The sequence below is a fragment of the Janthinobacterium sp. UMAB-56 genome (assembly GCF_900095265.1).
Taxonomy (GTDB): domain Bacteria; phylum Pseudomonadota; class Gammaproteobacteria; order Burkholderiales; family Burkholderiaceae_D; genus Janthinobacterium.
This window is the reverse complement of the sequence record NZ_LT607655.1, coordinates 35645-52894: the sequence shown is the minus strand read 5'-3', so window position 1 is coordinate 52894 and position 17250 is coordinate 35645. Positions and strand designations below refer to the sequence as shown.

At 61.8% G+C, this 17250-nt stretch carries 14 protein-coding genes and 1 tRNA gene; 12 read left to right on the top strand and 3 right to left on the bottom strand.

Annotated features, from left to right (window positions below):
• Positions 1 to 48 precede the first annotated feature (48 nt).
• From K0F85_RS11160 to K0F85_RS29115, 6 genes are all read left to right on the top strand, one after another.
• Positions 49 to 1341 (top strand): MFS transporter, encoded by a 1293-nt coding sequence (locus tag K0F85_RS11160; RefSeq protein WP_219116125.1) that lies wholly within the window; start codon positions 49 to 51, stop codon positions 1339 to 1341.
• Positions 1342 to 1458: 117 nt separating this feature from the next.
• Positions 1459 to 2730: a porin gene (locus K0F85_RS11155; RefSeq protein WP_219116124.1), complete on the top strand. Its 1272-nt coding sequence runs from the start codon at positions 1459 to 1461 to the stop codon at positions 2728 to 2730.
• 116 nt (positions 2731 to 2846) lie between these two features.
• On the top strand, positions 2847 to 4982 hold the full coding sequence (locus tag K0F85_RS11150) for a glycosyl hydrolase family 28 protein (protein WP_219116123.1): 2136 nt from the start codon (positions 2847 to 2849) through the stop codon (positions 4980 to 4982).
• A 121-nt stretch (positions 4983 to 5103) separates the two neighbouring features.
• Positions 5104 to 6039, top strand: coding sequence for a sugar kinase (locus K0F85_RS11145; protein WP_257572695.1), 936 nt, complete (start codon positions 5104 to 5106; stop codon positions 6037 to 6039).
• Between the two features lie 67 nt (positions 6040 to 6106).
• Positions 6107 to 6829 carry a GntR family transcriptional regulator gene (locus K0F85_RS11140; RefSeq protein ID WP_219116122.1) on the top strand — a complete coding sequence of 241 codons (723 nt, stop codon included), beginning with the start codon at positions 6107 to 6109 and terminating at the stop codon, positions 6827 to 6829.
• Between the two features lie 103 nt (positions 6830 to 6932).
• Positions 6933 to 8471, top strand: coding sequence for a methyl-accepting chemotaxis protein (locus K0F85_RS29115; protein ID WP_219116121.1), 1539 nt, complete (start codon positions 6933 to 6935; stop codon positions 8469 to 8471).
• Positions 8472 to 8548: 77 nt separating this feature from the next.
• Here the strand turns inward: K0F85_RS29115 and K0F85_RS11130 are convergent, their stop codons facing one another.
• The 3 genes from K0F85_RS11130 to K0F85_RS11120 all read right to left on the bottom strand — a co-directional run bounded on the left by K0F85_RS11130 (position 8549) and on the right by K0F85_RS11120 (position 10583).
• Complete coding sequence (locus K0F85_RS11130; RefSeq protein ID WP_219116377.1) at positions 8549 to 9304, bottom strand: UDP-2,3-diacylglucosamine diphosphatase; 756 nt, start codon at positions 9302 to 9304, stop codon at positions 8549 to 8551.
• A gap of 86 nt (positions 9305 to 9390) precedes the next feature.
• Positions 9391 to 9882 (bottom strand): peptidylprolyl isomerase, encoded by a 492-nt coding sequence (locus K0F85_RS11125; protein ID WP_035817428.1) that lies wholly within the window; start codon positions 9880 to 9882, stop codon positions 9391 to 9393.
• A gap of 71 nt (positions 9883 to 9953) precedes the next feature.
• Entirely contained in the window at positions 9954 to 10583 is a 630-nt protein-coding gene (locus K0F85_RS11120; protein WP_219116120.1) for a peptidylprolyl isomerase, read from the bottom strand.
• Positions 10584 to 10860: 277 nt separating this feature from the next.
• Here K0F85_RS11120 and cysS point away from each other — a divergent pair, with 277 nt between their 5' ends.
• The 6 genes from cysS (at position 10861) to K0F85_RS11090 (ending at position 17227) form a co-directional block, all read left to right on the top strand.
• A complete protein-coding gene (cysS, locus tag K0F85_RS11115) occupies positions 10861 to 12255 on the top strand; it encodes a cysteine--tRNA ligase (RefSeq protein ID WP_219116119.1) in 1395 nt (464 codons plus the stop codon).
• Positions 12252 to 12965 (top strand): DNA-3-methyladenine glycosylase, encoded by a 714-nt coding sequence (locus tag K0F85_RS11110; RefSeq protein ID WP_374198673.1) that lies wholly within the window; start codon positions 12252 to 12254, stop codon positions 12963 to 12965. The genes cysS and K0F85_RS11110 overlap by 4 nt, the downstream gene beginning before the upstream one ends.
• Before the next feature lie 54 nt (positions 12966 to 13019).
• Positions 13020 to 13994 (top strand): acetyl-CoA carboxylase carboxyltransferase subunit alpha, encoded by a 975-nt coding sequence (locus tag K0F85_RS11105; RefSeq protein ID WP_034756951.1) that lies wholly within the window; start codon positions 13020 to 13022, stop codon positions 13992 to 13994.
• A 167-nt stretch (positions 13995 to 14161) separates the two neighbouring features.
• Positions 14162 to 15580 carry a tRNA lysidine(34) synthetase TilS gene (gene tilS, locus K0F85_RS11100; RefSeq protein WP_219116118.1) on the top strand — a complete coding sequence of 473 codons (1419 nt, stop codon included), beginning with the start codon at positions 14162 to 14164 and terminating at the stop codon, positions 15578 to 15580.
• A 196-nt stretch (positions 15581 to 15776) separates the two neighbouring features.
• Positions 15777 to 17024 (top strand): aspartate kinase, encoded by a 1248-nt coding sequence (locus K0F85_RS11095; RefSeq protein ID WP_219116117.1) that lies wholly within the window; start codon positions 15777 to 15779, stop codon positions 17022 to 17024.
• 110 nt (positions 17025 to 17134) lie between these two features.
• A tRNA-Ser gene (locus K0F85_RS11090) sits at positions 17135 to 17227 on the top strand.
• Positions 17228 to 17250 lie beyond the last annotated feature (23 nt).

Here is a 17250-nt window from a genome sequence, read left to right as displayed (position 1 = left end):
AAAGTGGCGGCGCAGCGGCGCCGCCTTGGATGGATAGAGGGAGACAACATGACTAAAATACGCGGCATGCGCTGGTGGATGGTCGGCCTGGTTACGGCTGGACTGATCGTCAATTACCTGGCACGCAATACCTTGTCGGTGGCAGCGCCAACGATGATGAGTGAACTCAATATCACCACCCAGGAGTATTCCTATATCGTGGTGGCGTGGCAGGTCTGCTATGCACTGATGCAGCCGATTGCCGGCTATGTCATCGACGCCATCGGCACCAAGCTCGGTTTTGCCATCTTTGCCCTGGCCTGGTCTGTCGCCTGCGCCTGTGCGGCGATGGCCACCGGATGGCAAAGCATGGCGCTGTTCCGCGGCATGCTGGGCCTCACGGAGGCGGCCGGCATACCCGCCGGCGTGAAAGCGACCACCGAATGGTTCCCCGCCAAGGAGCGCTCGGTCGCCATCGGCTGGTTCAATATCGGCTCTTCCATCGGCGCCCTGTGCGCGCCGCCGCTGGTGGTCTGGACCATCCTGCACGGCAGCTGGCAAATGTCCTTCGTCATCGTCGGCGCCATCGGCATCGTCTGGACGGGCCTGTGGCTGGCTTTCTACAAGCACCCGCGCGACCAGAAACGCCTGTCGGACCAGGAGCGCGAGTTCATCCTGGAAGGTCAGGAAGCGACCCACCACAGCGACAAGGCACCCAAGACCCGCTGGCACCAGATCGTGCGCAGCCGCAATTTCTGGGCCATCGCCATCCCGCGCTTCCTGTCCGAGCCGGCCTGGCAAACCTTCAATGCCTGGATTCCCCTGTACATGGCGACCGAACGCCACATGAACATCAAGGAAATCGCCATGTTTGCCTGGCTGCCGTTCCTGGCGGCCGACATCGGCTGCGTGCTGGGCGGCTATCTGAGCCCATGGTTCCATCAATACTGGAAAGTGTCGCTGTTCACCTCGCGCAAGCTGGTCGTCATCGTCGGCGCCGTGTGCATGATCGGCCCGGCCTGTATCGGCCTGGTGGCCAGTCCGTATGCGGCCATCGCCCTGCTGTGCGTAGGCGGCTTTGCGCACCAGACCCTGTCCGGTGCGCTGTATTCGATCACTTCCGACGTCTTCGGCAAGAACGAAGTGGCTACCGCCACGGGCCTGGCCGGCATGTCCGGCTACCTGGGCGCCACCATCTTTACGCTGGTGTTCGGCGTGCTGGTGACGCTGGTCGGCTACAGCCCCCTGTTCATGCTGCTGGCCGGCTTCGACCTGGTGGCGGCGGCCGTGGTATGCCTGCTGATACGCGAAAAGATCGCCGCCCCTGGCGTGCCACTGGGCAAGCCTGCCTTCAGCGCCTGATGGCCTGACACCCTCCCGTTTTTTCCTGCTGACCTGCGCCGCGCGGCGCAGGCGGGGAGCTGTTTTTTTGCTGTTTATACATAGGCGCCAATCAAGGCGCGAGAAGAGGAGAAGCACATGACACCACTGAACCACCATTGCACCCGCCGTGTCCTGGCGGCAGCCATCCTGGCGGCCCTGTCCGGCAGCGCGCTGGCCGAAGGCATCCTGGAGAACCGCCATGTCGAAACCCGCATCTACGGTTTCCTGAATGGCGAGATCGAGTCGGTCAAAGCCGTCGGCGGCGCCACGCCATACGCCAGCCGCGGCCGCATTTCCGACGGCAATTCGCGCATCGGCTTTGCCGGCTCGATCGGCTTGCGCGACGACATCCGCGGCATCTGGCAGATCGAAGGCAGCTTGAACAACTTCGACGAAGGCGGCATCAATGGCCAGGGCAAATCCTCCACCATCGAATCGCGCAATACCTTTGTCGGTATCGAGAGCAAGCGCTTCGGCCGCTTTGTCATCGGCAACAACGATTCCGTGTACCGCAGCCTGGTGGGTTCGGGCGGCGCCCTGGGCGGCAACCTGGGCCTGACCGTCAAGGGCGTCGACGTCTGGAACAATACCTCGGCCCAGCTGAGTGGCAACGCCGACAGCCTGTTCGGCCGCGGCGAGGCGCGCTACAAGAACTCGGCGCATTACCTGTCGCCCGCATGGCGCGGCTTCCAGCTTGGCGCTTCCTATGGCTTCGACGAAGTGCGCGACACCGGCGACGACCGCGCGCGCTATGCGCTGGCTGCCAAGTACAGCATAGGCGCATTCTCGATCGGCGCCGGCTACGATCGCCAGCAAAACACGGGCGTCGACGTGGAAAACCTGTCGAAGGGCTTCGGCATGCGCAATACCTCGGTGAGCGGCGTGAACACTTCGTTCTACAAAGTGCTGGCGACGTATCAATTCCCCACCAAGACATCGGTCGGCCTGGGCTTCGAGTCCGGCAGCTATGGCTACGCGGTGCAATCGCTGCCGACGCCCGGCAACATCTACACCGCCCTGCAGACGGGCAGCATGAAGCAGCGTTCCGTGATGGCCTCGCTGAGCCAGGAAGTCGGCTACGACGTGACCGTGATGCTCGCAGCGGGCAAGCTGGGCAAGCTCGACAACACCACCTTCGCCAAGCCGGACGATTTTGGCGCGACGCAGGTGTCGCTGGGCGCGACCTACAAGATCGACGACCAGTTCATGCCGTATGTGTACTTCACGCGCATCAACAACAAGTCGCAGCAAAACGTCAACCTGGGCCAGTCGCCACTGCATAGCAACAACGCGGGCAAGGACGATGCCTTCCTTGCGCCAGGCAATTCGCCGCGTGCGTTCGGCTTCGGCTTTATCGCCCGTTTCTGAAGTAGCCCGGCGCAAGCCGGGACACCGCCGGCCAGCGGTTCCAGCAGAACCGAGCGGCCGGCCCATTTATATAGCGCTGCCACCTCAGAGCGGCGCTGATATCAGGAGATGCATTCATGAAGTCAGATAGCAAAAAAATCAATTCAGGCTGGGCGCAGGCATGCGTCGCATTGCCACTGGCCGCCATGCTGGCCGCCTGCGGAGGCGGCGGCAGCACCGACGGTGCCACCGCCACGACCTACAATCCCGGCAGCGTGTACCAGGTAGGAACCACCTCCTTCGATCCTGACCTGCCGGCCGAGCCGACGCTGCCGAAGGACACCCAGGTCTGCGCCACGCTCGAAGCCTCCGCTAACCTGGTGCGCCGTCCCGATGGCTCGCTGCCGCCGGAAGCCGATCCATCCAAGCCTGGCGTGGGCGTGGCGGTCACCACCGCCACGGCAAACCCGGACCAGGCGCGCATCCAGGCCGCGCTTGACGCCTGCGGCGCTGCCGTCGACGCCGAAGTGGGCGCCAAGATTGCCGCCGCCGATGCCGCCGCCACGGCCGCGCAAAAAGCCGCCAACGTCAAGAACGTCAATATCGCCGGGGTTTCGGGCGAAGAGCTGGCCAAGCCGGAATACCGCGGCAGCAAGTTCGCCGTGCGCCTGGTGGTCAACAGCGCCGGCGTGGGTGATGGCTTCATCAGCGGTCCCTTGACCTTGCCATCGGGCGTGACCCTGTGGATCGACAAGGGCGTGACCCTGTACGCCTCGCGCGACGTGACCACCTATTCGCCGAATCCGGCCGGTCCGTACTGCGGCAATACGGCCGTCAGCTCCACCAAGGCTGGCAGCTCGGGCAATTGCTCGGCGCTGATCAACGGCTCCAACCTGGTCAACTCGGCCGTCATGGGCGATGGCTCGATCGACAGCCGCGCGTATGCGGAAATCGTCACCACCAACAAGCTGTATCCGCTGATGAAGGTCGACATGACATGCTCGAACACCTACGCCATGTACGCCACGGGCAAGCAGGCGGCCGACGGCGTGTCGTGCGACAACGGCGGCACCACGGTCGACTCGAAATCGTCGGCACGCAACATGAGCTGGTGGGATCTGGCCTTCCTGGGCAATATGGTGCAAAACGGCGTGACGGGCACGGGCTCGCAGTCGAATTTCCGCATGATGGTCTTCAACTATGCGAAAAACCTCACCCTGTACCGCATTTCGCTCAATAACAGCGCCAACTTCCACGTCGTGCCTAGCGGCGTCGATGGCTTGACGGTGTGGGGCGTGAAGGTGCAGACACCGACCCTGGCCGCATTCGCCAATCCGGCCGGCAACGGCAACCCGCTGTACAACGGTGACACCTACAATGCGGACAACGTCAAAAACACCGACGCATTCGATCCGGGCGCAGCTGGCAAGGCCATTTCCGGCAAGCTGGCCACGGGCAGCAAGACCGCCTCGGCCGGTGCCATGTCGTTTGACGGCTACCTGAAGAACTTTGTCTTCGCGTATAACTTCGTCAGCACCGGCGACGATGACGTGGCCCTGAAAGGCAGCGCCAATCCATCGCCTGCGGGTTCCGGCCTGTTCGCCATCGATGGCAAGCGCGACGTGCGTTCGGACCGCAAGCATGGCATCGTCATCGCGCATAACCACATTTACTGGGGCCATGGGATTTCGGTCGGCAGCGAAACGAATGCGGGCGTGACCAACGTCGAGGTGTACGACAATTCGTTCACGCACTCGGAAGAAGGCTTGCGCATCAAGTCGGACTATGCGCGTGGCGGCGAAGTGAGCAACATCCACTACCGCAATATCTGCATCCGCGATGCCTTGAATGCGCTGCTGTTTACCACCTACTACAGCACCAAGGCGCTGCCGTCGGCTGGTCCGCAATATCCGAACTTCCACGACATTACCCTCGATAACGTGCGTATCCTGGGCAATACGGCCATCAAGCTGCAGGGCTTCAAGGAAAACACAGGCGGACTGACCAACCCGCAGTATCCTCTGGTGATGACCTTGAACAACGTAGTGACGGATACGCCGAACGGCACGACGATGACGTCATCGGACGCGAACCTGACGATCAAGGGCACTAACCTGCCGATTTTCGCCAACGCGGCCGAGCGCGTGACGGTCAACGGCACGGCGACGCAGGCAGTCGACGTCGATAAAGTGGTCGATTGCAGCAAGGCCTTCGTCGATTTCCCGGCCATCGGCCAGTCGAACCTGTTTGGCTCGACCTGGGACAAGAAGTAATACGGCGAAGTCCGGCCTGAACCGCCAGAACCAGGCGGTTCAGCGCCAACGGCGCGGCACCGGCCATCCCCGTGGATGTCGCTGCGGCGCCGCGCTTGCTTTTTTTTGGAAGGATATTGTCGTGACAGCAGCACACACCGTATTCGTCATCGGCGAATGCATGATTGAATTGCAGCGCGCCACCAGCGAACAGGCCATGGCCTACCGTTTTGGCGGCGACACACTGAACGCGGCGCTATACCTGGCACGCCTGGCCGATCCGCAGCGGCACAAGGTCGCGTATGTCACGGCGCTGGGCATCGATGGCCTGTCCGACGACATGCACGCCAGCTGGCAGGAGGAGGGCATCGACACGCACTGCGTGCAGCGCCTGGACGACAAGCTGCCCGGCATGTACCTGATCGAGACGGACGCCCACGGCGAGCGAAAGTTCCATTACTGGCGTAGCGATTCGGCCGCGCGCCACTGGATGCGCGGGCCGCAGGCGCCGGCCATCCTGCAGCAGCTGGCGCAAGCGCGCCACGTTTATCTGTCCGGCATCAGCCTTGCCATCCTGCCGCCGGCGGATCGAGAACTGTTGCTGGCCACCCTGGCGCAATGCAAGGCGCTGGGTGGGCGCATCATCTTCGATAATAACTACCGTCCGCGCCTGTGGGACAGCGCCGATGCCGCCGCTTCCATCTATCATCGCGTGCTGAGCCTGGCCTCCCTGGCCCTGCTCACGCTCGACGACGAGGATGCGCTGTACGGGCCGGCCGATGTGGCGCAGGTACTGGCCCGCAGCAGCGCGCTGGGCGTGCCCGAGATCGTGCTCAAGCGGGGAGCGCAGCCCTGCATCATCCTGCATCAGGGCGTCCTGGAGGAAGTGCCGGCGCAGCCGGTGGCCAAGGTGGTCGACACCACGGCCGCCGGCGACTCGTTCGGCGCGGCCTATGTGGCGGCGCGCCTGGCGGGCCAGCCGCCGGCAGCGGCGGCGCGCGCCGGGCACCGCCTGGCCGCCTGCGTCATAGGCCAGCGCGGCGCCATCATCGCCCGCGCGGAAATGCCTGCCGGATGAACGCAGACGCGGTATCATCGAATACACTGTTTTTTTTGTCTAACTTTGCCGTACCTATACACAGTCTATGAATTCGACGTCCCCTCTTACGCTCGCCGATGGCGAAACCGGTGTCAGTGCCGCCCGCCGCATCTATGGGCTGCTGCGCCAGCGTATCGTCGACATGAGCATGCTGCCCGGCACCCGTATCGTCGAGAAGGACCTGGCCGATGAACTGGGCACCAGCCGCACGCCCGTGCATGAGGCAGTACAGCGCCTGGCCGAAGAGGGCCTGATCGAAGTGCTGCCGCGCGTGGGCACGTTTGTCGCGCGTATCCCGCTCGACTCGCTGGAGGAAGCCATGCTGGTGCGCTGTGCGCTGGAAACGGCCATCATCGAAAAGGCCACTGAAAGGGCGACGCCGGAAGGCATCGCCAGCCTGCGCGCCATCCTGGCGGCCCAGGCCGAGTGCATCGTACGCAACGACATACGGGGATTTCACCGTACCGATGAGAATTTCCACGCGGCCCTGGCCGAGCTGTCCGGCTATCCCGGCGTATGGCCCATGATATTGCAGGCGAAAACGCAGATGGACCGCTATCGCCAGCTGACTTTGCCATTGGAAGGGCGCATGAGCGACGTCATGGCCGAACACGCGGGCGTGGTCGAGGCGGTCGCCTCGGGCAACCCGCAGCACGCCGTCGCCGCCATGCGCAGCCATCTCGATCATGTGCTGCCGGTACTGGAAATTACCCGCAAACTGCGGCCTGAGTATTTCATGCCGCATCTCGCCGTCAAACCCAAGCGCTAGAACGCCGCCGCATCGCCCATCGCCCGCCATCACCAAGCCGGGCGGGGACAGGCACGCCTGTCGTGGCCGATTGCATGCCTTCGCGCATTACAAGGAACGCCCCATGAAAGTCTCTCAACGCCTGCTGCTGCTCGTTGGCACCGCTCTGCTGGCCATGGCCATGCTGGGTGCCGCCAGCCTGCGTACGCTGCACAATGCCATGCTGCATGACCGTGAAGCGCAGATCATCAACATGCTCAAGATGGGCCAACACCTGGCCGCGCACTACCATGCGCAGGAGCTGGCCGGCCGCCTGACGCGCGAGCAAGCGCAGGCAGCGGCAAAAGAAGCGCTGACCCAGCTCAATAACGACGGCAAGAGCTATTACTGGGCACGGCTGCCCAATGGCTTGAACCTGGTACATCCGAATCCCAAGAATATCGGCGTGATCGCCGAGGGCGAGACGATGGATGGCCGCCCCGATTCCCAGGCCTATGTCGAGGCGCTTGCCCGCGCTGAGGTGGGCCTGGTGTCCTTGAAAAGCAAGCGCGAGGGCCGACTGGTGGCTAAGCTCAACGGCATCATCGTCTTCAAGCCTTGGGGCTGGTGGATAGGCACGGGCTTTTTTAACGACGATATCGACAAGGCATTCTGGCAGGCGGCGCTGCAGTCGCTGTGGTTCTTCCTGGCCGCGCTGGCGGTGATGTCGGCGCTGGGCTGGCAGGTGATCCGCAGCGTGCTCGGCGCACTCGGTGGCGAGCCGGCCTATGCGGGCGACGTGACGCGGCGCATCGCAGGACGCGACCTGTCCACGCCGGTGGCGCTGCGTGCGGGCGACAGCAGCAGCTTGTTGCACAGCATCGCGCGCATGCAGCAGGATCTTGCCGGCACGGTGCACCAGCTGCACGGCAATGCGACGGCGATCGCCACGGCATCGCAGCAAATCGCCACGGGCAACCTGGACTTGTCGGCGCGCACGGAAGCGCAGGCAAGCTCGCTCGAACAGACGGCCGCTTCGATGGAGCAATTGACGGGCACGGTCAGCCAGAACGCCGGCAATGCGCAGCAGGCGAGCACGCTGGCGCAAGAAGCCTGCGCACTGGCCCGGCAGGGCGGCACGGTGGTCGCGCGCATGGTGGACACCATGGGTGCCATCCGGCTGTCGTCGGCAAAGATCGCCGAGATCACGGGCGTCATCGACGGCATCGCTTTCCAGACCAACATCCTGGCCCTGAATGCGGCCGTCGAAGCGGCGCGCGCTGGCGAGCAGGGTCGCGGCTTTGCCGTGGTAGCGAGCGAAGTACGCAGCCTGGCGCAGCGTTCCGCCGGCGCGGCCAGGGAAATCAAGGAACTGATCGGCGCCTCGGGAGCGCAGGTACAGCATGGCGGCGAGCTGGCAGGCGAAGCAGGCGACGCCATGCGCCACGTGGTTGACAGCATCGGCAAGGTGACCACGCTGATGCAGGAAATCAGTACGGCAACCCAGGAGCAGAGCCAGGGCATCGCGCAAGTCAACCAGGCCATCATCAGCATGGATGATGCGACGCAGCAGAATGCGGCCTTGGTGGAGCAGGCGGCGGCGGCCGCGCAAGCCATGCAGGAGCAGGCACAGCAACTTTCCGCCATGGTGGGCCTGTTCAAGCTGGATGCGTACGAGCGGTGAGCTGACTGAAGCGGCCAGCCGGCGCATGGCGCCGCGCCGGCGCCGTGGCTGTCAAGCCGTTCTATGCGGGCGCAGCTCTAGTCGATGCAGTCGCCGTTCAGAGCGTGGCGCGTGATGTTGCCGCGCGCATCGATGGCGATCCAGCCACCGCGCTGCGCTTCCTGCGCCGTCACGTCGCATTCCCAGTCGGGTAAGACATAGCGCAAGGTTGCGCCGATTTTATGCAGGGCAGGGCGGTGCGTGTGGCCGTGGATCATCACGGTGCTGGCATGTTCGGCAAAGACCCGGGCGACTGCGTCGGGCGTGACGTCCATGATATCCATGGCTTTTTCGCCATTGTGCTCGCGACTGCGCTGACGCAAGCCGGCGATGACGGCCTTGCGCTGCGCCAGCGGCATGGACAGGAACTGTTTTTGCCAGGCAGGCTGGCGCACCATAGCGCGAAACTCCATGTATTGCACGTCTTTCGTGCATTCGGCATCGCCATGCAGCAAGACGATGCGCTGGCCGGCAATCGTGGCCACATGCGGTTCGCTGAGCAGGGTAGCACCGGCGGCGGCGGCAAAGCCGGAGCCGACAAGAAAGTCGCGGTTGCCGGCGATCCAGTAGACATGCACGCCCGCATCGCTGACGGCGCGGATGGCGGCCGTCATGCGCGCATTGTAAGGGTCTTCCAGGTCATCGTCGCCGGCCCAGTATTCGAACAGGTCGCCTAATAGATACAGCGCTTGCGCGTATTGCGCATGGTGTTCCAGGAAAGAAAGAAACGCCGCGCTGGTGCGCGTGTGTGAGCTCTGCAGGTGCAGGTCGGAAATAAAGAGTGCGGCAGGCATTGTCATCGTTCAACGCTCCCAAAAAATGCAGTGCATGGAGAGGCGAAAACGCTGCAATGCCTGTTATTCATGATGCTGTAGCTTGATTACGCTGCTTCAACTTTTTCGATGATGACGTCCGTCACTGGCACGTCGGCAAACATGCCGGCGCGCGAGGTTTTCACGGCGCGGATGGCGTCGACGACTTCCTTGCCTTCGGTAACTTTACCGAACACGGCGTAGCCCCAGCCGTCCTGGCCTGGATAGTCGAGGAAGCTGTTGTTCTTGATGTTGATGAAGAACTGGGCCGATGCCGAATGCGGGTCCGACGTGCGGGCCATGGCCAGCGTGTACGTGTCGTTTTTCAGGCCGTTCTTGGCTTCGTTTTCCACGGTGGTGTCGGCAGGCTTCTGTTTCATGCCTGGCTCGAAACCGCCGCCTTGGATCATGAAGCCGTCGATGACGCGGTGGAAAATCGTGTTGTCGTAGTGACCGGCCTGCATGTAGGCCAGGAAGTTGGCAACCGTTTTCGGCGCTTTTTCAGCGTCCAGTTCAGCGGTGATCTTGCCCAGATTGGTGGTGATGATGACGGAGGTCATGATGATCCTTAATAAATTGGATGATAAATGATTCAACGGCCCGCGTGGTTCCGGGCCGTAAAAACGCTATTTTACAGTTTTGCGGGCGCAGACTTGAGTAAAGTCGCCGATTCGATCACCACGGGGGTGACCGGCACGTTCTGATGCGGTCCCTTGTCGGCGACGGGCACGGCCTTGATCTTGTCGACCACATCCATGCCTTTGATGACTTTGCCGAACACCGTGTAGCCGAAGCCGTCGCGGCCAGGGTAGTCGAGCGCGCCATTGTCGTTGACGTTGATGAAAAATTGCGCGGTGGCCGAATGCGGGTCGCCCGTGCGCGCCATGGCGATGCTGTAGCTGACGTTTTGCAAGCCGTTTTGCGCTTCATTCTTGATCGGCGCCCTGGTGGCTTTCTGCTTCATGTTCTTGTCGAAGCCGCCGCCCTGTATCATGAAGCCGTCGATGACACGGTGAAACACGGTGCCCTTGTAGTAACCGCTTTTGACATACTGCAAGAAATTGGCCACACTTTTCGGGGCTTTTTCCTGATCCAGCTCCAGCACGATCTCGCCCATGCTGGTTTTCAGGGCCACGTGCGGCGTGGGGTCGAGGGCGGTCGCCGGAGCGGCCGCCACGACGGCGCTGCCCAGGGTCAGGCCGGCAAACAGGGTGCAGAAGCGGGCCAGGAAAGACAGGCGTTTCGATTTGGTTTCTTGCATGGAGGCGTCCTTGATCGTTATTTTTCTTTAAACTCGCTGTCGCGCTAAAGAAGTGAGTTTTGGTTGAACATCGTAAAAACCTAATTCATATCGGGCCAGTCTGGTTTTTATCAATGTTATACTTGACCGCTAACGCCCTAATTCTAACAAACAAGAACAACAATATAGCGGGTCGACCAGTCTTGGCGCACACGGCAGTTCAGTGGCGCGGCACCCCCGGTGTCCGCGCCTGTCTGTCGTTTTGCCAGGCTGGCGGCCGCTCCACTTGCAAAGCACGATGAGCAATCTAAAGATTTACAACACCCTGGCGCGCGAGAAGCAGGTATTCGTCCCGATGGAAGCGGGCAAGGTACGCATGTACGTGTGCGGCATGACCATCTACGATTATTGCCATATCGGCCATGCGCGCATGATGATGGCCTTTGACGTCATCTACCGCTGGCTGAAGGCGTCCGGTTTCGACGTCACCTATGTGCGCAACATTACGGACATCGACGACAAGATCATCCGTCGCGCCGTGGAAAACGGCGAGACGATTTCCCAGCTGACGACGCGTTTCACCCGCTACATGGATGAAGACACGGCCGCGCTGGGTATTTTGACGCCCGACCATACGCCGCGCGCCACCGAATATGTGCCGCAGATGCTGCGCCTGATCGAGCAACTGGAAGCGAAGGGCCTCGCTTACCAGGGCGCCGATGGCGACGTCAATTACGCCGTGCGCAACTTCCCCAACTACGGCAAGCTGTCGGGCAAGTCGCTCGACGACCTGCGCGCCGGCGAGCGCGTGGACGTGAACACGGGCAAGCGCGATCCGCTCGACTTCGTGCTGTGGAAGTCGTCGAAAGAGTCCGAGCCGGAAGAAGTCAAGTGGGATGCGAAATGGGGCAAGGGCCGCCCTGGCTGGCATATCGAGTGCTCGGCCATGTCCTGCGCCTTGCTCGGTGAACAATTCGACATCCATGGCGGCGGCGCGGACTTGCAATTCCCACACCACGAAAACGAGATCGCGCAATCCGAAGGCGCGTTCGGCCATACCAGCGTGAATTACTGGATACATAACGGTTTCGTGCGTCTCGACAATGAAAAAATGTCCAAGTCGCTCGGTAACTTCTTCACCATCCGCGAAGTGCTGCAAAAGTTCGATGCCGAAGTGATCCGCTTCTTCATCCTGCGCGCGCACTACCGCAGCCCCCTGAATTACTCGGACGTGCACCTCGATGATGCGCGTCTGTCCCTGACCCGCCTGTACACGGCGCTGGCCGACGTGGCGGTGGAAGAGGGTGGCATCGACTGGAGCGAAGCGCATGCCGTGCGCGTGGCCGAGGCCATGGACGACGATTTCAACACGCCGCTGGCCGTGGCCGCCCTGTTCGACCTGGCAACGGAAGTCAACAAGAGCAAGTCGCCCGCCCTGGCGCGTCAATTGAAGGGCCTGGCGGGCGTGTTCGGCTTGCTGGAACGCACGCCGCAGCAATTCCTGCAAGCGACCGTTGGCGCCGCCGGCGGCCAGGACGAGGCGGCCGGCATCGAAGCGGCCATCGCGGCGCGCAGCGCGGCGAAAAAGGCGCGCGACTTTGCCCAGTCCGACAAGATCCGCGCTGAACTGTTGGCGGCGGGCATCATTCTCGAAGACAAGCCTGACGGCTCGACCAACTGGCGCCGCGCATGATGGCGACGTCCAGGGAAAACGGGGAAGCCCCGGTGGCGGCGCAGGTGATCCAGGTGCCGCACTACTGGGAAGAGGCGAAGATCGAGCTGATGAAGCGCGACCGCATCATGAAAAAGCTCATCCCGCAATTTGGCGACCTGCACCTGGTCGGTCATAGCGACCCGTTTACTACCCTGGCCCGTTCGCTGGTGGGGCAGCAGATCACGCCCAAGGCGGCCGATGCCGCCTGGAAAAAGCTGCTGCTGGCTTGCCCGAAATGCACGCCTTCACAAGTGTTGAAGGCAGGCGCCGAGCAACTGTCCGCCTGCGGTTTGTCCAAACGCAAGACCGAATACATCCTCGACCTGGCCGACCATTTCAAGGCCAAGCGCGTGCATGCGAGCCAGTGGGACCAGATGGATGACGAAGCCGTCATCGCCGAACTGGTGCAGATCCGTGGTATCGGCCGCTGGACAGCCGAGATGTTTTTGATATTTAATTTGCTCCGGCCGAACGTCTTGCCGCTCGACGACCCCGGTTTGATCCAGGGCATCAGCGTCAATTATTTCTCCGGCGAACCAGTTTCTCGCAGCGATGCGCGCGAAGTTTCCGCCAATTGGGAACCGTGGCGCACCGTGGCGACGTGGTATTTGTGGCGCAGTCTCGACCCTGCAGCCGCCCCTGCCGCACCCGATGCAGCCCCCGGCGCAGCAGCCGGTACGGTAAAATAAACATAGATGATGCCGCGCGCCCTGGCGCCGTGGCCGGTAAAACCTGGAGGTACAATGACTAAAACGACTTTCCTCAATTTTGAACAGCCGATCGCGGAACTCGATTCCAAGATCGAAGAGTTGCGCTTCGTGCAAGACGATTCGGCCGTCGATATCTCGGAAGAGATCGACCGCCTGGCCAAGAAGAGCCAGCAGCTGACCAAAGATATCTACGCCAAGCTGACGCCATGGCAAGTGGCGCAGATCGCGCGCCACCCGCAGCGCCCTTACACCATGGATTACGTGAATGAAATCTTTACTGATTTCCACGAATTGCATGGCGACCGCAGCTACGCGGACGATCTGTCCGTCGTGGGCGGCCTGGCCCGCTTCAACGGCCAGCCGTGCATGGTCATCGGCCACCAGAAGGGCCGTGACACGAAAGAACGCGCCATGCGCAATTTCGGCATGCCGAAGCCCGAAGGCTATCGCAAGGCCATGCGCCTGATGAAAGTGGCTGAAAAGTTCAACTTGCCCATCTTCACCTTCGTCGATACGCCAGGCGCCTTCCCCGGCATCGACGCGGAAGAGCGCGGCCAGTCGGAAGCCATCGGCCACAATCTGTACGTGATGGCCGAGCTGAAAGTGCCTTTGATCGCCACCATCATCGGTGAAGGCGGTTCCGGCGGCGCACTGGCGATTGCCGTGGGCGATGCCGTGCTGATGCTGCAATACTCGACCTATGCCGTGATTTCGCCGGAAGGCTGCGCCTCTATCCTGTGGAAGAGCGCCGAGCGTGCTTCCGACGCGGCCGAAGCGCTGGGCCTCACCGCCCACCGCCTGAAAGCCATGGGCTTGATCGACAAGATCATCAACGAGCCGCTGGGCGGCGCCCACCGCGATCCGAAACAGATGGCCACCTTGCTGAAACGCGCACTGGCCGACACCCTGCGCCAGTTCCACGGCATGAAAACCAAGGACTTGCTGGCTGCGCGCCATGAAAAACTGCTGAGTTACGGCAAGTTCAAGGAAACCACGCCGAGCGAGTAAGCGTTATTGGCTACGCAGCAAAATGCTGGGGTTAGACGGGGACGCCGAGTCCCGTCGGGTCTGACCCCTGATTTTCGCCTGCAATGAATTAGTATTTCCAGGGACAGTCCGCTAAACGACACCATCCGTTTAGCCGCCTGTCCCTCTTTGCATTCCCGGAGTCCACATTGAAAAAGCAACAAACCGCCACCGTCGCCGCTATCTTTGCCGGTGCGCTGGACGCCTGCCTGCCGCCCGCTGGCAGTCCCGTCGGCATCGCCCTCAGCGGTGGCCTCGATTCCTCGGCCCTGCTGCACCTGGCGCATGCCTGGGCGCAGGAGCACGGCGTGGCCTTGCACGCGTTTCACGTGCATCACGGCCTGAGCCCGCATGCGGATGCGTGGCTGCTGCACTGCGAGCAATTGTGCGCCAGCATGGGCATCGCCTTTGAAGCACGCAAGGTCACGCTGGAAAAGCATGCGAAGACGGGTACGGAAGAGGCCGCCCGCAAGCGCCGTTACGCGGCCTTGGGCGAGCTGTGCGCGGCGCATGGCGTGCGCCTGCTGCTGACGGCCCACCACCAGGATGACCAGGCCGAGACGGTGCTGCTGCAATTGCTGCGCGGCTCCGGCACGGCTGGACTGTCCGGCATGGATGGCGCCAACAGCGCGCCCGAGCTGCTGGGCAACCCGGACCTGGTGATGGCGCGCCCGCTGCTGCCCGTCTCGCGCAAACAGCTCGAAGCGTATGTGGCGCGGCATGCGATTGTGCACATCCATGATGAATCGAACGACGATCCCCGTTTCGCCCGCAATGCCTTGCGACACCAGGTGATGCCCGTGCTGGCGCAGGCCTTTCCTGGATTCCAGGAACGCTTCGCCCGCAGCGCCCAGCACGCGCAATCGGCGCAGCGCCTGCTGACGGAACTGGCGACGCAAGACCTGGCAAACTGTCTGGACGGCGATTGCATCGAGCTGGCGAAATTGCGCGAGCTGAGTGCGGACCGCTGCTACAACCTGCTGCGCCACTGGTTCGGCACGCGCGGCTTGCGCATGCCGTCGACGGCATGGTTGGCGGAAATGCTGGCGCAACTGTTAGAGGCGCGGCCCGATGCACAACTACTGGTGACGCATCCCGAATGCCACGTGCGGCGCCACCGCGACCGGCTGTACCTGACGCCCAAGCTCGATGAGCTGGCCGGCATGCGCGACAAGAGCGATGTCGGCATCCCGGGTCTGGAAAAAGCCGGCCAGCAATTTACCTGGCAGGGCGAAGCCAGCCTGGCCTTCCCCGCCTACGGAGGCGTGCTGCATTTCGATGCGGTGGAAGCGGGCGGGCAAGGCATCGATATTGCCTGGTTGCAAGCTCAAACCTTGACCATCGACTTCCGCCAGGGCGGCGAGCGCCTGAAACTGGCCTTGAACCGTCCCACCAAGAGCTTGAAATACCACTACCAGGCGTTTGACGTGCCCGCCTGGGAACGTGAACGCCTGCCCCTTGTCTGTGCGGCGCAACAATTGCTGTTCGCGGCAGGTATTGGCCTCGACTGCCATTGCCTGAGTCTGCTGGATCGTCCTCGCGTCGCCCTGCGCTGGGTCTCCTGCTGAGCGTAAGGGCAGCCGCCACGGCCACTCCCGGGGTGGCCGCCAAGTGGCTGCCCATGCGCTCCCGACTGCATGGATTGGTTATTTCCATATGCGCAATCGGTATGAGCTAATGCGCTTTTTAGCTTGTTATTTTGCATTGCGGCATGTAGAGTAAAGCCCTCCTTTTTTATTCTTCTTGAGCGGAAACTTCACTCTTATGGCATTAATCGTCCACAAATATGGCGGTACGTCGATGGGCTCGACTGACCGTATCAAGAATGTCGCCAAGCGCGTTGCCAAGTGGCACGACGCTGGGCATCAAATCGTGGTGGTGCCATCGGCCATGTCGGGCGAAACCAACCGCCTGATTGGACTGGCCAAGGAAATCATGGATCAACCCGATCCCCGTGAACTTGACATGATCGCCTCGACAGGCGAACAAGTGTCCGTCGGCCTATTGTCGATGGCACTGCTGGCGATCGGCAAACAAGCCGTATCCTATGCTGGCTGGCAAGTCGCGATCAAGACCGATTCCGCCTTTACCAAGGCACGCATCCAGTCGATCGATGACGAAAAAGTCAAACGCGACCTCGATGCGGGCAAGATTGTCATCATTACCGGTTTCCAGGGCGTCGACGAACACGACAACATCGCGACCCTGGGTCGCGGCGGTTCCGACACCTCGGCCGTGGCCATCGCCGCCGCCATGAAGGCGGCAGAATGCCTGATCTTCACGGACGTTGATGGCGTCTACACGACCGACCCGCGCGTGGTCTCCGAGGCGCGCCGCCTGAAGACCATCACCTTTGAAGAAATGCTGGAACTGGCTTCGCTGGGCTCCAAAGTGCTGCAAACGCGTTCGGTGGAATTCGCCGGCAACTACCGCGTTCCCACGCGCGTGCTGTCGTCGCTGACCGACCCGATGTTGCCGCTGGAAATAGAAGCCAATTCAGGCACCCTGATTTCGTTTGAGGAAGATACAAACATGGAACAAGCAGTCATCTCCGGCATCGCCTTCAACCGCGATGAAGCCAAAATCACCGTGCTCGGCGTGCCCGACCGCCCGGGAGTGGCCTACCACATCCTGGGACCGGTGGCGGACGCGAATATCGAAGTCGACATGATCATACAGAATCAGTCGGTCGACGGTAAAACGGACTTCACCTTCACTGTCTCGCGCGGCGAATACACGCGCGCGCTGGCCGTGCTGGAAACGAACCGCGAATCGCTGGGCGCGGCCAGCATCACGGGCGACGCTAAAGTGTCGAAACTGTCCGTCGTCGGCGTGGGCATGCGCAGCCATGTTGGCGTGGCGTCGCAAATGTTCCGTACCCTGTCGGAAGAGGGCATCAACATCATGATGATCTCCACTTCCGAGATCAAGATTTCCGTGCTGATCGATGAAAAGTACATGGAACTGGCCGTGCGCGCGCTGCATAAGGCGTTCGAGCTGGAAAAAGCTTAAATATCTAAAAATATTGCCCCACGCCCTTGACCAAAGGGGGGGCAATCGATATTATGACGTTCGTCGCTGCAGCGCAGTTAGCTACAGAGACATAGTTGAGTAATCAGCTAGGAGACGTGGCCGAGTGGCCGAAGGCACATCCCTGCTAAGGATGCATACGGCTTATACCTGTATCGTGGGTTCGAATCCCACCGTCTCCGCCAGTATTTTGAAAAAGCCCCTCTAG

Excerpts from the sequence above, each read along its gene's own strand:
- K0F85_RS11160 (WP_219116125.1), top strand. The coding sequence starts at position 49 with ATGACTAAAATACGCGGCATGCGCTGGTGGATGGTCGGCCTGGTTACG.
- K0F85_RS11155 (WP_219116124.1), top strand. The coding sequence starts at position 1,459 with ATGACACCACTGAACCACCATTGCACCCGCCGTGTCCTGGCGGCAGCC.
- K0F85_RS11150 (WP_219116123.1), top strand. The coding sequence starts at position 2,847 with ATGAAGTCAGATAGCAAAAAAATCAATTCAGGCTGGGCGCAGGCATGC.
- K0F85_RS11140 (WP_219116122.1), top strand. The coding sequence starts at position 6,107 with ATGAATTCGACGTCCCCTCTTACGCTCGCCGATGGCGAAACCGGTGTC.
- K0F85_RS29115 (WP_219116121.1), top strand. The coding sequence starts at position 6,933 with ATGAAAGTCTCTCAACGCCTGCTGCTGCTCGTTGGCACCGCTCTGCTG.
- K0F85_RS11130 (WP_219116377.1), bottom strand. The coding sequence starts at position 9,304 with ATGCCTGCCGCACTCTTTATTTCCGACCTGCACCTGCAGAGCTCACAC.
- K0F85_RS11125 (WP_035817428.1), bottom strand. The coding sequence starts at position 9,882 with ATGACCTCCGTCATCATCACCACCAATCTGGGCAAGATCACCGCTGAA.
- K0F85_RS11120 (WP_219116120.1), bottom strand. The coding sequence starts at position 10,583 with ATGCAAGAAACCAAATCGAAACGCCTGTCTTTCCTGGCCCGCTTCTGC.
- cysS (WP_219116119.1), top strand. The coding sequence starts at position 10,861 with ATGAGCAATCTAAAGATTTACAACACCCTGGCGCGCGAGAAGCAGGTA.
- K0F85_RS11110 (WP_374198673.1), top strand. The coding sequence starts at position 12,252 with ATGATGGCGACGTCCAGGGAAAACGGGGAAGCCCCGGTGGCGGCGCAG.
- K0F85_RS11105 (WP_034756951.1), top strand. The coding sequence starts at position 13,020 with ATGACTAAAACGACTTTCCTCAATTTTGAACAGCCGATCGCGGAACTC.
- K0F85_RS11095 (WP_219116117.1), top strand. The coding sequence starts at position 15,777 with ATGGCATTAATCGTCCACAAATATGGCGGTACGTCGATGGGCTCGACT.